The organism is Lachnospira eligens (assembly GCF_009680455.1).
GTDB classification, from domain to species: Bacteria; Bacillota; Clostridia; order Lachnospirales; family Lachnospiraceae; genus Lachnospira; species Lachnospira eligens_A.
This window is the reverse complement of the sequence record NZ_WKRD01000005.1, coordinates 16,692-33,229: the sequence shown is the minus strand read 5'-3', so window position 1 is coordinate 33,229 and position 16,538 is coordinate 16,692. Positions and strand designations below refer to the sequence as shown.

General features: G+C 37.9%; 17 protein-coding genes and 1 tRNA gene. All 18 read right to left on the bottom strand.

The features are described from left to right. Positions 1–11: 11 nt before the first annotated feature. The gene (gene truB, locus GKE48_RS07335) at positions 12–923 is read right to left on the bottom strand and encodes a tRNA pseudouridine(55) synthase TruB (RefSeq protein WP_154300777.1); all 912 of its coding nucleotides are present in this window, start codon (positions 921–923) and stop codon (positions 12–14) included. Beyond that, positions 920–1,876 carry a DHH family phosphoesterase gene (locus GKE48_RS07330; RefSeq protein WP_154300776.1) on the bottom strand — a complete coding sequence of 319 codons (957 nt, stop codon included), beginning with the start codon at positions 1,874–1,876 and terminating at the stop codon, positions 920–922. Before GKE48_RS07330 ends, truB begins: the two co-directional genes overlap by 4 nt. A gap of 11 nt (positions 1,877–1,887) precedes the next feature. Then, entirely contained in the window at positions 1,888–2,280 is a 393-nt protein-coding gene (rbfA, locus tag GKE48_RS07325; protein WP_012739133.1) for a 30S ribosome-binding factor RbfA, read from the bottom strand. 25 nt (positions 2,281–2,305) lie between these two features. Then, positions 2,306–5,155 carry a translation initiation factor IF-2 gene (infB, locus tag GKE48_RS07320; RefSeq protein WP_154300775.1) on the bottom strand — a complete coding sequence of 950 codons (2,850 nt, stop codon included), beginning with the start codon at positions 5,153–5,155 and terminating at the stop codon, positions 2,306–2,308. A 31-nt stretch (positions 5,156–5,186) separates the two neighbouring features. Then, on the bottom strand, positions 5,187–5,504 hold the full coding sequence (locus tag GKE48_RS07315) for a L7Ae/L30e/S12e/Gadd45 family ribosomal protein (protein WP_012739131.1): 318 nt from the start codon (positions 5,502–5,504) through the stop codon (positions 5,187–5,189). Further along, complete coding sequence (gene rnpM / locus GKE48_RS07310) at positions 5,494–5,769, bottom strand: RNase P modulator RnpM (protein WP_012739130.1); 276 nt, start codon at positions 5,767–5,769, stop codon at positions 5,494–5,496. Before rnpM ends, GKE48_RS07315 begins: the two co-directional genes overlap by 11 nt. Positions 5,770–5,788: 19 nt before the next feature. Continuing rightward, on the bottom strand, positions 5,789–6,934 hold the full coding sequence (nusA, locus tag GKE48_RS07305; protein WP_012739129.1) for a transcription termination factor NusA: 1,146 nt from the start codon (positions 6,932–6,934) through the stop codon (positions 5,789–5,791). Between the two features lie 26 nt (positions 6,935–6,960). Next, positions 6,961–7,431: a ribosome maturation factor RimP gene (gene rimP / locus GKE48_RS07300; RefSeq protein ID WP_012739128.1), complete on the bottom strand. Its 471-nt coding sequence runs from the start codon at positions 7,429–7,431 to the stop codon at positions 6,961–6,963. Positions 7,432–7,522: 91 nt separating this feature from the next. Then, positions 7,523–7,594, bottom strand: a tRNA-Glu gene (locus tag GKE48_RS07295). A 167-nt stretch (positions 7,595–7,761) separates the two neighbouring features. Then, complete coding sequence (locus GKE48_RS07290; protein WP_012739127.1) at positions 7,762–8,238, bottom strand: COG2426 family protein; 477 nt, start codon at positions 8,236–8,238, stop codon at positions 7,762–7,764. A 70-nt stretch (positions 8,239–8,308) separates the two neighbouring features. Beyond that, positions 8,309–8,983: a uracil-DNA glycosylase gene (locus GKE48_RS07285; protein ID WP_154300774.1), complete on the bottom strand. Its 675-nt coding sequence runs from the start codon at positions 8,981–8,983 to the stop codon at positions 8,309–8,311. A 12-nt stretch (positions 8,984–8,995) separates the two neighbouring features. Further along, positions 8,996–9,754: an imidazole glycerol phosphate synthase subunit HisF gene (gene hisF / locus GKE48_RS07280; protein ID WP_012739125.1), complete on the bottom strand. Its 759-nt coding sequence runs from the start codon at positions 9,752–9,754 to the stop codon at positions 8,996–8,998. Between the two features lie 19 nt (positions 9,755–9,773). Further along, entirely contained in the window at positions 9,774–10,379 is a 606-nt protein-coding gene (gene hisH / locus GKE48_RS07275) for an imidazole glycerol phosphate synthase subunit HisH (protein WP_012739124.1), read from the bottom strand. Beyond that, on the bottom strand, positions 10,376–11,878 hold the full coding sequence (locus tag GKE48_RS07270; RefSeq protein ID WP_055285436.1) for a hypothetical protein: 1,503 nt from the start codon (positions 11,876–11,878) through the stop codon (positions 10,376–10,378). Before GKE48_RS07270 ends, hisH begins: the two co-directional genes overlap by 4 nt. Before the next feature lie 57 nt (positions 11,879–11,935). Next, entirely contained in the window at positions 11,936–12,439 is a 504-nt protein-coding gene (locus tag GKE48_RS07265) for a hypothetical protein (RefSeq protein WP_049777885.1), read from the bottom strand. Positions 12,440–12,730: 291 nt separating this feature from the next. Beyond that, positions 12,731–13,627: a chemotaxis protein gene (locus GKE48_RS07260; protein ID WP_041688060.1), complete on the bottom strand. Its 897-nt coding sequence runs from the start codon at positions 13,625–13,627 to the stop codon at positions 12,731–12,733. A gap of 88 nt (positions 13,628–13,715) precedes the next feature. Next, positions 13,716–15,779, bottom strand: a complete 2,064-nt coding sequence (locus GKE48_RS07255; protein WP_154300773.1) for an ABC transporter permease — start codon at positions 15,777–15,779, stop codon at positions 13,716–13,718. Next, entirely contained in the window at positions 15,769–16,536 is a 768-nt protein-coding gene (locus GKE48_RS07250) for an ABC transporter ATP-binding protein (protein WP_119212795.1), read from the bottom strand. The genes GKE48_RS07255 and GKE48_RS07250 overlap by 11 nt, the downstream gene beginning before the upstream one ends. Positions 16,537–16,538: the final 2 nt, after the last annotated feature.

Genomic DNA, 16,538 nt, shown 5'->3' with positions numbered 1-16,538 from the left:
ATCACGCCCCTTTACTTGTTGTCTTCGTAAAATATCTTAACCGGATAAAGCACTTCATCTCGAAATTCATATACACCGATAAAGCATTTATCAGAATCGTACACTCTGTATTTCTCATTATCACTGATTGCAGCATCTGCTGGTATCTGTTCTCTTGACAACTTATTGCCATTGTGAAGATACCGGCTGTATTCTTCTGCAAATGTTATCTCCTGATAATCACTGAATATCTTATCTATGCCAGTTATCCTGTCTTCTATTTCACCCTTTAACACAAGAGCCGATATCTGGTTAAGTGTAAGTGTATCATCAAGCATGAATTCACCTACCCGCGTTCTTGTAAGCTTCATCATACATGCGCCACACCCAAGCTTCTTACCTATATCATCACATAATGACCTGATATAAGTTCCCTTTGAGCAGTCAACAGTAATAGTAACTGTTTTCTGTTTATCCGAAAGATTGATATCATTCACCCTTAATGTATTAATATGGACAGTTCTTGGTTTTCTTTCAATCTCAATACCTTTTCTTGCAAGCTCATAAAGCTTCTGTCCATTATACTTTAAAGCTGAATACATAGGCGGTATCTGCTCATACTCACCTATGAATTCATTACATACTTTAAGGACATCCACTTCACTCACATTAACCTCTGACTGGGCAACAATTTTCCCTGATATATCAAGAGTATCTGTCGTTGTGCCAAGAAGCATTACAGCCTCATAAGTCTTTCCCCAATCAGTTATAAGGTCACACAGCTTTGTAGCCTTACCGATGCACACAGGAAGCACCCCGACCGCATCCGGGTCAAGTGTGCCTGTGTGACCAATTTTTTTAGTTTTAAGTATTCCCCGAAGCTTTGCAACTACATCATGAGATGTAAATCCCTGCTCCTTATATACATTTAAAACACCATTCATGCATTATCCTCATTATACTGCTGCTCAATCATTTCGCCAATCTTATTAACGATACTGTGGACATTGCCCTTAGCAGAGAATCCTGCTGCCCTCACATGTCCTCCACCGCCAAATGCTGTGGCGATTCTTGCAACATCAATCATTTTCTTTGAACGAAGACTTACTTTGTATTCGTCCTTATCTGTTTCATAAAGGAATATAGCCACTTCAACTCCGTCTGTTAAGCGTAACTGCTCAATAATTCCACCAAGTTCTTTGCCAGTGACACCATAGAAATTCATTTCTTCAATAGATACACTTGAAAATATACATCTGCCATCATAAAACAACACACTTTCAAGCAAAGCTCTTCCAAGAATCTGGTTCTGGATATAACTCTTCTTATAAAAGCTGTTATCGATAATGTCAGAATAATCAATTCCCATCTCCATCATCTTTCCAGCTATATCCATTGTCCTTCTTGATGTACAGCTGTACTTAAACACACCTGTATCATGGATTATTCCTGTATATATGCACTCTGCAACATTTTTATCGACCTTATCCTCGTCAAATGTTGTATAGAGAACTTCACATGCCGAACTTGACTGTGGCTCTACATAATTAACATCAGCAAATGAATTATTGCTTATATGATGATCTATGCAGATAGTCTTATCAGCATTTTCAAAGCAGTTCATAAATGGTTCAATTCTATCCATTGAACTGCAGTCAAGTACTACGAATAAATCAAAATGCTTATCCTCGGCCTCATGCTTAATATCATTAATACCAGATAGATAATTAAATTCATCTGACGGCTTTTCAAGATAAACAGTAACCTCGCACTCAGGAAGATTCTTCCTGATATAATTATATAAACCTAATGTTGAACCAACACAGTCACCATCAGGACGGATATGTCCTGTGATACCTATAACCTTTGCATGTCCGATTTCTTCAATAATATTCATGACTAACCTCTTTATTCTGTCTCGTCTTCAACCTCAACGTGCATCTTATTATCATGTTCTGTAACTTCATCAATAAGCTTAGACATATTAATACCATACTCAATTGACTGATCAAGAATGAATCTTATTTCAGGAGTATTTCTTAAATTGACAGTTCTTGCAAGCTGTCTTCTTATATATCCTTCTGCACTCTTAAGACCTGTAATCGTATCCTTCTGTGACTTTTCATCACCAAGAACACTTATATATGCCTTACATGTCTTAAGGTCAGGAGCGACCTCAACCGCTACAACCGAAGTCATAGGGTTGATTCTAGGGTCTTTAATCTCACTTCTGATTATATTACTTAATTCTTTCAATACCTCGCCGTTAATACGGGTATTCTTTACACTATTTTTACGCATATATTCTCCAAATAAAAACTAAATCCTATCTTGGCACTTCAACCATGATATGTGCTTCAATCATATCCTCTGGCTGGATATCATTGAACTTTTCAAATACCATACCACACTCAGTACCTGCCTTGATTTCCTTAACCTCATCCTTGAAGTGTTTAAGAGATGCGATAGGTCCTTCATAAACCTTCTCACTTCCTCTTGTTATACGGACAACAGAATCTCTTGTAATTCTTCCCTCTTCAACGATACAGCCGGCAATATTACCAACTCCTGAAGCCTTGAATATCTGCATGATTCTTGCATGACCGATAATCTTTTCTTCATAGATAGGCTCAAGCATACCCTTAAGGGCTGCCTCAACATCTTCAATAGCATTGTAGATAACGCTGTAAAGTCTTAAATCTACCTTTTCTCTCTCTGCAACAATTCTTGCCTGATTATCAGGCTTAACGTTAAATGCAATGATGATAGCATTAGAAGCAGATGCAAGTACTACATCGGATTCATTAACATTACCAACACCACCATGAATTACCTTAACAACAACCTCTTCATTAGAAAGTCTTACAAGACTTGACTTAACAGCCTCAACAGAACCCTGTACATCAGCTTTGATGATAATATTAAGTTCCTTCATATTACCAGCCTGAATCTGCTCAAAGAGTGCATCAAGAGATACCTTATGCTTAGTATCATCAAGAAGCTTCTTTCTTCCCTCGCTGATAAATGTCTCTGCTATACTTCTTGCTTCCTTCTCAGAATCTGCAGCCATAATGATTTCACCTGCATTAGGAACATCATTAAGACCAAGAATCTCAACCGGAGTAGATGGTCCGGCAACCTTTACTCTGTTACCCTTATCATCAATCATGGCTCTTATCTTACCATAGCAAGAACCTGCTGATACAGCATCTCCCACATGAAGAGTTCCCTTCTGTACAAGGATAGATGCTACAGGACCACGTCCCTTATCAAGCTCAGCCTCAATAACAATACCTCTTGCCTTTCTGTCAGGGTTAGCCTTAAGCTCATTAACCTCTGCTGTAAGAAGAATCATATCAAGAAGCTCATCAATACCCTGCTTAGTATGTGCTGATACTGGAACAAATGTAGTAGAACCGCCCCAGTCTTCTGCAATAAGTCCATACTCAGTAAGCTCCTGCTTAACCTTCTCGATATTAGCATTAGGCTTATCAATCTTATTGACAGCAACAATAATCTCAACACCTGCTGCCTTTGCATGGTTAATAGCCTCAATTGTCTGTGGCATTACACCATCATCTGCAGCTACAACAAGAATAGCAATATCTGTAGCCTGAGCACCACGCATTCTCATAGCTGTAAATGCTTCATGACCCGGAGTATCAAGGAATGTAATAAGATTACCATTTACATTTACCTGGTAAGCACCTATCTTCTGTGTGATTCCGCCTGACTCCTTAGCTGTCACATGAGTTTCTCTGATTGCATCAAGTAATGAAGTCTTACCGTGATCAACGTGTCCCATAACGCAGACAACTGGTGGTCTTGGAACAAGCTTATCCTCTGGTTCTTCATCTTCCTTAAGAAGTTCTGCAATAACATCAACCTTCTCTTCATGCTCACATATGCAGTTGAACTCAAGAGCAATCTCTTCTGCTGCATCGTAATCTATCTCTTCGTTAATAGTAACAACCTTACCCTGTAAGAACAGCTTCTTAACAAGTGCTGCAGGAGCTACCTTCATCTTATCTGCAAGTTCCTTGATAGTAAGAGTATCTGGAAGAACAAGCTGCTTGATTGTCTCTTCTTCCTTTTCCTTCTTCTCAGGCTTTGTCATAGGCTTCTTATCAAATCTGCTGTTAGCGAACTTAAGATTTTCCTTAGCCTCATTATCTCTCTTTCTGTCATTCTTCTTGCTGTCTATTCTTGAATCATGTCTTCTTGAATCTGGCTTAGCTGAAAAATCAAACTCTTCCTTAGGTGCAGAATCTCTTCTGTCATTATTTCTTCTCTGACCTCCGTTAAATCCTCCACGGTTCTGGTCATTATCCTTTCTGAAGCCGCCATTTCCAGACTGTCCGTTTCTGTCATTTCTGAAACCGCCGTTATTGTTGCGGTCATTGTTTCTATAACCGCCATTATTATCACGATTACCATAACCACCATTGTTGTTACGGTCATTATTTCTGTAACCGCCATTATTATCACGGTTGCCATAACCGCCATTGTTGTTGCGGTCATTGTTTCTATAGCCGCCATTGTTACGGTCATTATTTCTGTAACCATTATTATCACGGTTACCGTAGCCGCCATTGTTATTACGGTCGTTATTCCTGTAGCCACCGTTGTTATCACGGTTACCATAACCACCGTTATTATTACGGTCATTATTTCTGTAACCGTTATTGCCTCGGTCGTTGTTTCTATAACCGCCGTTATTATCACGGTCATTATTTCTATAACCGCCATTATTACGGTCATTATTTCTGTAGCCGCCGTTGTTATCGCGCTGTCCGTCTCTGTTATTATTATCTCTTCTGGAATTCTTATCCCTTGAACTGTTCTGTGGGAAATATACCTGTGAGATATGCTTCTTATCATCAGCATTGCCAGACTTATTCTGTGTTCCCTGCTGTGGCTGCTTTGGAGCCTGATTCTGCTGTCTGTTATCCCTGTTATCATTCTTTACAGGCTGTGACTGCTTTGCTGGCTGTGCTGCCGGCTTATTCTCAACCTTAGGTGCAGGAGCAAACTTCTTTCTCACACTTGAAATTTCTGCATCTGTAAGTCCGCTTACAGGCTTATAAGTCTTCTCGCTGTTGCTAAGCATATCAGTAATATCCTTAGATGTTATATTTAATTCTTTTGCCAATTCATGTACTCTCATATTTGCCATTTAACCTCTTTTCCAAATAACAGCACTGCTGTTATTCTAAACCCTGTTCAAAATATTTTTCTATGGTCTTTGCAAATCCTTCATCAAGGACTGCCAGTGATGCGCGGAATTCCTTTCCTATCGCGTGGCCAACACTCACCTTGTCACTAAAAAAATGTATCGGAACCTTGTAATAAGTACACATATTTGTAAACATTTTCTTAGTATTATCTGAAGAATCATCTGCAACAATAACTGTGTATGCCTTTCCGGTTTTAACAGCCTTCTCTGTTGAAAACTCTCCGCTTGCAACCTTTCCGGCTTTCTGCGCAAGTCCAATCATATTAAGGATTTTCTGTTTATTTTCCAATATTATTCAGCTCCTTTGCTAACTCATCATAGACAGCAGAATCTACTGCCATCTTAAATGACCTTTCAAGTCCCTTATTCTTAAATGCTTTAGACAGGCAGTCTTCATTCGCACATATATAAGCCCCTCTGCCATTCTTCCTGCCTGTAGCATCTATAACAATTGATTCATCCTGTGTCTTCAGAATACGGATTAAGTCCTTCTTATCCTTCATCTGACCGCAGCCAATACACTGTCTTTGTGGAATCTTCTTTACTGTAGCCACTATGCATCACTCCTAATAATTATTCTTCATCAAGGCTTAATTCAGATGGTTCAACATACTCTTCTTCTAAGTTCTCTTCTTCTGTATGTTCTTCAGGTTCAGCCTCGCTCTTAATATCAATTCCATATCCTGTAAGCTTTGCAGCAAGTCTTACATTCTGTCCCTGCTTACCAATTGCTAAAGAAAGCTGCTGCTCAGAAACAACAATCTTAGCCTTCTTCTCTTCATCATCAGCTACTGCTGAAACAACCTTTGCAGGGCTTAATGCGTTAACGATAAGCTGTGCTGAATTGCTGTCCCACTCAATGATATCTATCTGCTCATTGCCAAGTTCATTAACAATAGCTTTAACTCTTGCACCGTTAATACCGACACATGCACCTACAGGATCTACATTTGCAACATTAGCTCTTACTGCCATCTTAGTTCTTGAGCCGGCTTCTCTTGCAATACCCATGATTTCAACAACGCCATCTTTAATCTCTGTAACTTCTTCTTCAAAAAGTTTCTTAACAAGCTCCTGTGACTTTCTTGAAACTCTTACAACAGGACCACCCTTTTCTCTGTTAATTACATCAACAACATATAACTTAATTCTATCGCCTGGCACAAACTTCTTATCCTTGAACTTGTCATCAGCCTTAAGAACTGTCTGGAGTCTTCCAAGATCAATTGTAAGATCACCATTGTCAGCAACTCTCTGCACAATACCTGTAATAAGTTCCTTCTCCTTAGAATGATACTCATTATAAAGAGCATTCTTTTCCTGCTCTCTGATAGTCTGCACAATAGTATTCTTAGCATTCTTAGCAGCCTTTCTTGAGAACTCCTCAGACTTTACTTCAACAGTAATAACATCTCCAAGCTGGCAGTCAGGCTTAATCTTTCTGGCATCTTCTAATGCAATATCAGTACCTGATACATATTTTTCTTTCTTATTCTCTCTGTTCTCTGGAACAATAACTTCCTCAACAACAGTTCTGTCAGAATAAATGTGGAAATCACCTGTTCTTCTGTCTAACTCAACACGACCGTTATCAGCCTTATCAAACTCAGCCTTGTACTCATCCATAAGAGATTTCTCGATAGCTGCAAACATAATCTCTTTATCGATTCCATTCTCCTTCTCAAGAGCATCAAGTGCCATAATTAATTCCTTATTCATTGCTTTTAATTTCCTCCAAAAATATATTATACTTCATCTACAAATGCCCATCTGATCATAGCCAGATTACTTCTGTCAAATGTTTTAGTTACATCATCAATACTGATTGTTACCGTATCTTTATCATATTCCTTAAGAACCCCGGAATATTCCTTAGATTTATCAACAGGACTGAATAATTTAATCTCAATCATTCTGCCAATACTCTTTTCATAATCCTTCTCTTTCTTAAGAGGTCTTGTAAGACCCGGAGAACTTACCTCAAATATATACTGGTCATCAATGTAATTCTCCCTGTCCAGTATCTCATTGAAAGCTCTGCTCACATTCTGGCAGTCATCAATAGTAACTCCGCCTTCTTTGTCAATGTAGACACGCAGATACCAGTCGCTGCCTTCTTTCACGTAGTCAACATCAAAAAGTTCCACGCCGTTAGCTTCAACAACCGGCTGTATAAGTTCTGTTGTCTTAGCTTCATAGCTTTCTCTTTTTCCCATGCAGTACTCACCCTTTCTAAAAGTATTCAGTTTTCTTATACATGAACGAAAGAGTGGACATCTCTGCCCACTCTTTCCGTATCACATATAGTAGCTTGTAGGGGAATCGAACCCCTGATTCCGCCGTGAGAGGGCGGCGTCTTAGCCTCTTGACCAACAAGCCATAGCTTTCGTTGTCTTGCAGTTGTGTACCGCAGCAACAATGATATCTTAACTCAATTATCGTAATCCGTCAAGCACTTTTTTGAATTTTTTTAATATTTTTTACAATAATCATTCAAAATCTTCAAAAAAGCGCTTAAATACTGGATTTCAAGCTAATTAATAATCTTATGCAAAACTAAAAATTGCTGTAAATACTCCCGCACTTGCGATTCCCATAATCACTCCTGCAAGTAAAACTCCTAACAAAACTGCTATTACACTCTTCTTAAATCCCATATCAAGAAAACTTGCTGCAAGTGTTCCCGTCCATGCACCTGTTCCCGGAAGCGGAATTCCAACAAAAAGTAATAATGCTACAAAAAGACCTCTTCCAGCCTTCTCCTTAAGCTTCTCTCCACCCTTGTGTCCTTTTTCAATACAGAAAGTAAAGAACTTTCCAATATATTTCTTATCCTTTCCCCACTCAAGAACCTTTCTTGCAAAAAGGTAAATAACCGGTACAGGAAGCATATTACCTATTACGCACACAATATATGACTGTAACAATGGTAACTGGAATCCCTGTGATACAGGAATTGCACCTCTAAGCTCAATAAGTGGAACCATAGAAATAAGAAAAATATACAAATACTTTTTTAACATACTATCTCCTATTTAATTTAATAATAAACAGAATTGATAATACATAATATTTGTTAAAAAATCAAGTGTATTATATATTCTCAATCTGCCAGTCAATCGGTTCTACCCCATTAGCCTTTAAAAATTCATTGCACTGGCTGAAATGTCTGCAGCCAAAAAAGCCTCTGTACGCAGATAACGGACTCGGATGTGGTGCTTTAAGAATAAGATGTTTCGGATTATTAAGCATTGATGCCTTTCTCTGTGCAGGCGAACCCCACAGCATATACACAATAGGTCTGTCCTGCATATTGACAGCATTAATAACTGCATCCGTAAACTGCTCCCAGCCGTGTCCCTGATGTGAATTAGCCTGATGTGCTCTTACAGTGAGTACTGTGTTAAGCAGAAGCACTCCCTGGTCGGCCCATTTCTTAAGATATCCGTTATTAGGAATATAACATCCACAGTCATCATGCAGTTCTTTATATATATTCTTAAGTGAAGGCGGTGCTTCCTCTCCCGGAAGTACTGAAAAAGAAAGTCCATGTGCCTGATGTACATTATGATAAGGATCCTGACCAAGTATCAGTACCTTAACCTTACTAAGCGGTGTAAAATGAAACGCATTAAATATATCATCTGCCGGAGGATATACAACACATTTGCTGTATTCATCCTTAACAAATGTAAATAATTCCTTGTAATATGGCTTGGAATATTCCTCCTTAATAGCAGGAAGCCAGTCATTATCTATCATTGACATATCCATATCCTCCTACATACGCATAGGAATACCATTATCTGCAAGGTATTTCTTAAGTTCCATAATATCAAGTTCCTTATAATGGAATAAAGAAGCAGCAAGTGCTGCATCTGCTTTTCCCTTAGTAAATGCATCAAGAAAATGTTCTTTACTGCCTGCACCACCTGAAGCAATTACAGGTATTGATACATTTGACGCAATTGTATTAGTAAGCTCAATATCATATCCGGCTTTCGTTCCGTCACAGTCCATACTTGTAAGAAGAATCTCTCCTGCACCGAGCTTTTCTGCCTTCATAGCCCATTCTACAGCATCCATATGCATATCAACTCTTCCGCCATTCTTATATATGCTCCAATGACCATCACTATTCCTCTTTGCATCAATTGCAACTACAACACACTGGCTTCCAAACTTATCAGCCGCATCAGATATAAGCTGCGGATTCATAATAGCTGCCGAATTAATTGATATCTTATCAGCCCCTTCTCTTAAAAGTACCTTAAAATCATCTGTGCTTCGTATTCCACCGCCTACAGTAAACGGAATAAACACTCTTTCTGCCACTCTTCTTACAAGATCAACAGTTGTGTTTCTTCCATCACTTGAAGCTGTAATATCAAGAAATACAAGTTCGTCTGCACCTGATTTATCGTACATTGACGCAACCTCTACAGGATCCCCTGCATCTCTTAAATCAACAAAATTAGTTCCTTTGACAACTCTTCCATCCTTGCAGTCAAGGCATGGTATAATTCTTTTAGTAAACATCAGCAACTCCTTTTAGCAATTATAATGACGCAAAATTCTTTAATATCTTAAGTCCGACATCACTGCTCTTTTCAGGATGGAACTGGCATGCAAACACATTGCCGCTTTCAACCGAAGCATGAATATGTGTAGTATACTCCGTAGTTGCTGCCACAATCCCCTCATCTGCTGCCTTAAGATAATAAGAATGTACAAAATACACATACGGATTACCTTCAAGTCCCTTAAAAAGTCTCGCTTCAGGCTTAATATCAAGAGAATTCCATCCCATATGCGGAATCTTGAAACCATCCTTAGCAGGAATCTTTAATATCTTTCCCGGAAGAATATCAAGTCCCTCCGCCCCCGGAGTCTCATCACTTTCCTTAAATAAAAGCTGTAATCCCAAACATATTCCAAGGAATGGGGTTCCATTACCTGTCACCTTCTTAATAGTATCAACTAGTCCGAACTTATCAAGATTGTTCATTGCATCACCAAATGAACCAACTCCCGGAAGAATAACCTTATCAGCCTGTAAGATTTCACTTGAATCTCTTGAGACTAAAACCTCCTCTCCTAATGATACCAGAGCCTTTTCAACACTCTTTAAGTTACCTGCGTCATAATCGATAATTGCTATCATTGTACTGCCTTTCCGTATTCTTCTATTCTGTAATAATAATTAGTAAAATCTGTATCTGACATTGATGATAATCCTATTGCTTCTGTTTCAGATATCTTAAATGTATCCTGTAAAGCCAATACTATCTGCTTATATACAGCAGTAAACTTATTATCAATGCCTAACTCCTGTGCCTGCGGACGAAGACTATTATATCTGTTCACTCCCTTAATAAGGCTGTCAAGTGCTTCTGTCTTCATGTTAAGTTTCATATAATTCTCATATGAATCATATTGTTTCTGAACATACATAATTGTTGAAGCCTGCTCATAAAGAGTCTTATCACTGCCATTAAGCTTTATTCCGCTTAACTTATCATAAGCCTTCTCATACTGCTCATTGCTGTAATAATCTTTAGCCAGAGAAACACTGTTGTTATAATAAAAGCCTGAACTTAAAACACTTATAAGTACCGAAACACCTGCTACAAATAATACAAGCATAACAATTGAAACAGGCTTTATCTTAAGAATATCCTGCGGTTTAGGTGGTTCTTTCGGTTTCTTTACCTTCTTAGGCTTTACCTTCTTAGGTTTATTAGCCTTCTGTGCTTTCTTAGCCTCTCCTGCCTGCTTCTTTTGCTCTTTCTTCTCTGCTGCCGCAGCTTTCTTTAATTCCTTATTCTTCTGCTTTTCTTCTTCTTCAAGTCTTTCGGCTTCTTCCTCAGCCTTATCCTCTTCAATGTGCTTTGCTTTCATCTGTTCAAGCCTGTACTTAAGTCTTGCAAAAAAGCCTTTCTTAGGAACCTGTGACTCATCAAGCGTACTCTTGTTTCCGAACACATCTTCTATAATCTGCTCATTCTCATCTTTAGGTTCATTTCCAGATGAAGTTTTTCCTTTATCAGACGAATCTTTTACTACATTCTCTTCTATACGTTCTTTCTCTCCCACAGCTTCTGATGTACTCTCTGCAGCTTCTGATGCACTCTCTGCAGTTTCTGTATCATCCTCAAGACTGTCAAAGAACACTTTCTTAATCTTCTTGAAAAAGCCTTCTTTCTGTGGTTTTAACTTTTTCTTATCATCTGCACTAATCGTCTGTGCCTGAGTATCAGCACTTTTTTCATTATGTTCTGTTTCTTTATCAGGAGAACTTCCAAACAGATCATCTATAGACGCACTGTCTGACTTAACATCATCAATAATATCATCAAGATTCATATTCATAAGTCTTTTCATATCGTCATCTGAAAGTTCTGAATTATCATCTGATGTCAACTTTGCCTCCGCTGCCTCTTCTAGCGGAGTATTATCAAGAAGCGCCTCTAACTTAGCGTCTGCATCAGCTTCACGCTCCGGCTCATTAGCCTCTTTAACAGCATTCTCAGCATCAAGCTTCTCTTTAGCCTGCCTTGCAATTGTCTCTGGATCATTATAAGACTGGCTCTCCTGTTCCTTTTCATTCAGCGCATTAAGCATATTACTAAGATAATCATCCTGCTGTTCATTATCAGCCAAAATTCTTACCTCCCATCCAATCAAAATATACTAAAATATTATCATAAATATTGATTATTAACAACATTTTACAAGTTCTTTTATAAACTGTGCTCCATTCATCTCAAAAGCACATGCCCTGTCCCCGATTTCCTTAGGAATCTGGTAAAATGTACTGTGAACACGATACATCTTAGCCTTCTGATTAATCATCACAATTCTTTCAAATGGCCATCTTATAACATTAGGGTTAGAAAAATCTTCCCCCAGTTCCACAATAACCAGCTTCTTTGCAAGTGAGGATGACAGCCATTTATTGTAGAAATCCCACTGTTTCTCCTCTTCTTCAGCATTATTTTCATTGACCGGACAGACAATTCTTCTTTCATTAAGTCCACAATTCCTGATTGTACCAGCTTTATCAGTAGATACAATAAAGTAATTCACATGTTCCATAGATGCAAACAGCTTTTTCAGATTGTCATATATTTCTGTATCATCAGAAGAATATATTTCTTTCCCCAAGCCAAAAAGTACATAATCAGCACTCTTTATATCATCAATTAAATCATTATAAATCATAAGTACCTCCATTTCATAACCATGTAATTATAACATCTTTTTTGATGGTTGTCATCGCTTCAGTATTTTGCACGGGTGGCGCTCCGCGACAATCCTTTTTGCGCGAGCAGCGATATGCCAGAACTATGTTCTGGCATTGTCGCGGCGCTCCTCGAAAATCTATATAAAGTTCACAGTTTGTGCAAGCACAACTGTGAACTTTCCATATCTTCTCTCATCGCTGCTCGCGCAAAAAAGGACACCGCCCATGTCAGGCGGCGTCCCATAAGAGGAAGTGTAAAATGAAGAAAATTATCTGAGTAATTTATCGATTTCTGATACAAGCAGTCCAATTTCTGGCTTTGACAACTGAACATCTGCACCAAGTGATTCTCCCTTTGCTCTCATCTGTTCATTAATAAGTGATGAGAATATAACAACCGGAATATTCTTTAACTTGTCATCAGACTTAATAAGCTTTGTAAGTCTGTGGCCATCCATAAGCGGCATCTCCAGATCAGTGATAACACAGTCTATATCAAGCGGTACTTTTCCTGCCTTGGCATCTGATATAAAATCCCATGCTTCCTGACCATTATGACATAATGTAAGATTATCATAACCTGATTTAACAAGTGAATCAGATATCAGCTTAATAAGAAGAGGTGAATCCTCTGCTATGACAATATGTGCTTCACTTCTTGGTCTGCCTTCAAGCTTGAGAATATCAGAAGTCTTAAGACCTGTCTCCGGACTTATATCTGATACAATACGCTCAAAGTCAAGAATAATAATAAGCTGACCGTTAATCTTAACAATTCCTGTGGCAATTCCGTTGTCAGCAGTACTTATTGTTGTATCTGGAGTAATAATATCAGCCCATGATACTCTGTGGATTCCAACAACTGTATGTACATGAAAAGCGACATTCAATTTGTTGAAATTAGTTATAATAAACATATCCTTCGAAATATCTCCTGAAGGAGCACTTTTAATAACCTTAGCAAGGTCTACAACTGTTATCATTAAATCTCTTGGCATGAATATTCCTTCTACACTAGGATGTGCATTCGGAACCGGTGTAACCGGACTATATGGCACAATCTCTTTAATCTTGGCAACATTAATACCATAATGATTATTCCCTATTGTGAATTCAAGAACCTCTAACTCATTAGTTCCACTCTCTATCAAAATATTAGTTTCCATATTAAATTCCTCCATGTTGTTCACGAACAACTTCTATGTGAACATTATAACAGAAACATATTAAAAAAACAATGAAATAATGAAAAACTTATCTTACAGGTCTTATAATGCTTCTGCTGCACAGATAAGTTATAAGGAAATATCCTCCATAAATAACAGCAACGAATGCGAGCGTAAGCCCTATAGACGCTGCCATTGAACTCATTCCCATAGTTGCAAGAATTATGTTAATAAACTTAATTCCAAACACAGAATGAATAAGTGCGAGAATCAGCGGAAACGCAAAAAATATTCCAATCTGCTTAAAAAGCGCCATATCAATCATTCTCTCATCTACTCCAAGCTTCCTTAACATTCCATATCGTTCCTTATTGTCTGCACTGTCTGACAATTCTCTCAAAGCAAGAATTGCCGCACTGCTTATAAGGAATATAATTCCTAAATATAAGGCAATAAATGTAACTAACGCTCCAAGCCCGACACTGCTTTCAGCCAGGTCAATTCTGGAATTCCAGCTAATGAAGCTCTTCTTAAATGATATATTTTTCATTAAATTGTCTAACTGTGTTTCAATAAAATATCTTTCTTCCTTAGTATCTGCCCTATAGTCAGCACTAAGCCCCATATTGCGTACCTGCTGTGGTTTTACCGCGTTATCAGGCACAACAAGAATCCCGTCATTCATATTCTGAACACCAATATGTACAAAACCATCCTTGCATTCATTATATCTTGGTTTATACTCTTTTCCATTGACAGATAATGTAATTCCTTTCTTTAATGCCTGATTTCTAATCATAACCATGTTCTTATAATCTGCCACTATAATATATTCATCGTCATTAAGTTCATACGTACTATTACCGTACAGTCTTGCAACAGAATTATAATCGCCAATAGTCATTACCGGCATAATAGTATCTGCAATAAACTGATAATCATCTGTATTAATATCCCCTAGTGTATCTTTAACTGTCAATCCGGTGTTGTATACATTATATTCTGCAACATCCTTAAAATACTTCTGCGCATCAAATCCACTGTTATTTAGTGTTTCTATTATACTTAATTTGGAATCTTCCAGCATTTCCCTGTCTTTTTCATTCATATCCTGTGATGTGGCATATGCCTCGCTCATCGCATCATATGAATATTTTGCAAGCTGTACATCAACAGGACACATACTGTCCAGATCCTTTGAAAGCGAATCCTTCATTGAAAGTGCTGCAGAAAGCACGCTTATTGTAATAAAAAGCATGATACATATAACAGTTGTCGAGAATACAGTAGTGTTAATCTTGCTGCAGAACTGCCTTAACACAAAGCTGTTCACACCTTTATAATACACACTCTTAATACTTGTGAATATTCTTATCATAAAACCTGAGACTGACCAGAATATTAAAAATGTGGCAACACAGCCAAGTGCAATAGGAATACCTATTTTATCAAAAGTATTTAAAGTTCTAACACCCCTTGTAACCATCCAGTATGCATAAGAAAGAATACCAACACCTATGACGAATACTATTGTGCAGACAACCGGGTTCTTCATGGTAACCTTCTCAGTTTTCTTACCTGCATTGAGAAGATCAATAAGCTTACATCTGCTGATACTGAATGTGTTAAATATCATAACTAACACATACATAATTGCAAAATATATTAAAGTCTTGACGCATGCCTTCATTGAGAATATGAATTTAAACTTAGTCATATCAGCATCAAACATATTAGCAACAATCACGCTCATAAACTGTGAAAGGATTGTACCAATAACAAGCCCTGCCACAAGTGAAACAATGCCGATAAGCAGTGTCTCAAAGAAAAGAATCGCTGAAATCTTTCTCTTGCTCATTCCAAGTGTAAGATATATGCCAAACTCCTTATTACGTCTTTTAATAAGAAAACGGCTTGCATATATAATCAGAAATCCAAGTATGCACGATACGAATACGCTCACGCCTGAAAGCATGTCATTCATCAGCTTTATAATATCCATCATATTTTCTCTTACATCAAGCATAACGCTCTGACTGTCAATTGCATTAAACACATAAAATATTGCGACACCAAGAATAAGAGTGAAGAAATAGACGGTATAATCCTTTAAACTCTTCCTGATGTTCTTTAAAGATATCTTAAAGAGCATTATTAAGGTCGCCTCCTAACAATGTCACAACATCAATGATTTTATCAAAAAATTCTTTTCTTGTAGATTCGCCTCTGCGTATCTCATTGAAGATTTTACCGTCCTTGATAAATATCACTCTGCCTGCGTAGCTTGCTGTAAATGCATCATGTGTTACCATAAGAATAGTTGCCAAAAGCTCAGTATTAAGAAAATTAAAGCTCTCAAGCAACATCCTTGATGACCTTGAATCAAGTGCTCCTGTGGGCTCATCAGCAAGAATAAGCTTTGGGTTCGTAATAATGGCTCTTGCACTTGCTACCCTCTGCTTCTGTCCGCCTGACATCTGATAAGGATATTTGTTTAATACATCTTCAATACCAAGCTCTCTTGCAGTCTGTCTTACTCTTAATTCAATCTCCCTTGCCGGAACATTCTGTATAGAAAGTGCCAGTGCAATATTTTCAAATGCTGTTAAAGTATCAAGAAGATTAAAGTCCTGAAAGATAAAGCCTAACTCCTCTCTTCTGAACTTGTTAAGCTTATTACCCTTTAACTGGGTAATTTCATTGTCTCCGACATATATCTTACCTGTAGTCACCTTATCAAGTGTTGATATACAGTTAAGAAGAGTCGTCTTTCCTGAACCACTCGCTCCCATTATAGAAACGAATTCTCCCTTTCCAACCTCAAACGAAATATTGTCAATCGCTTTGGTAAGACTTGATTTGTTTCCATAATACTTTTCAATGTTATCAATCTTAAGTATTGTTTCCATAA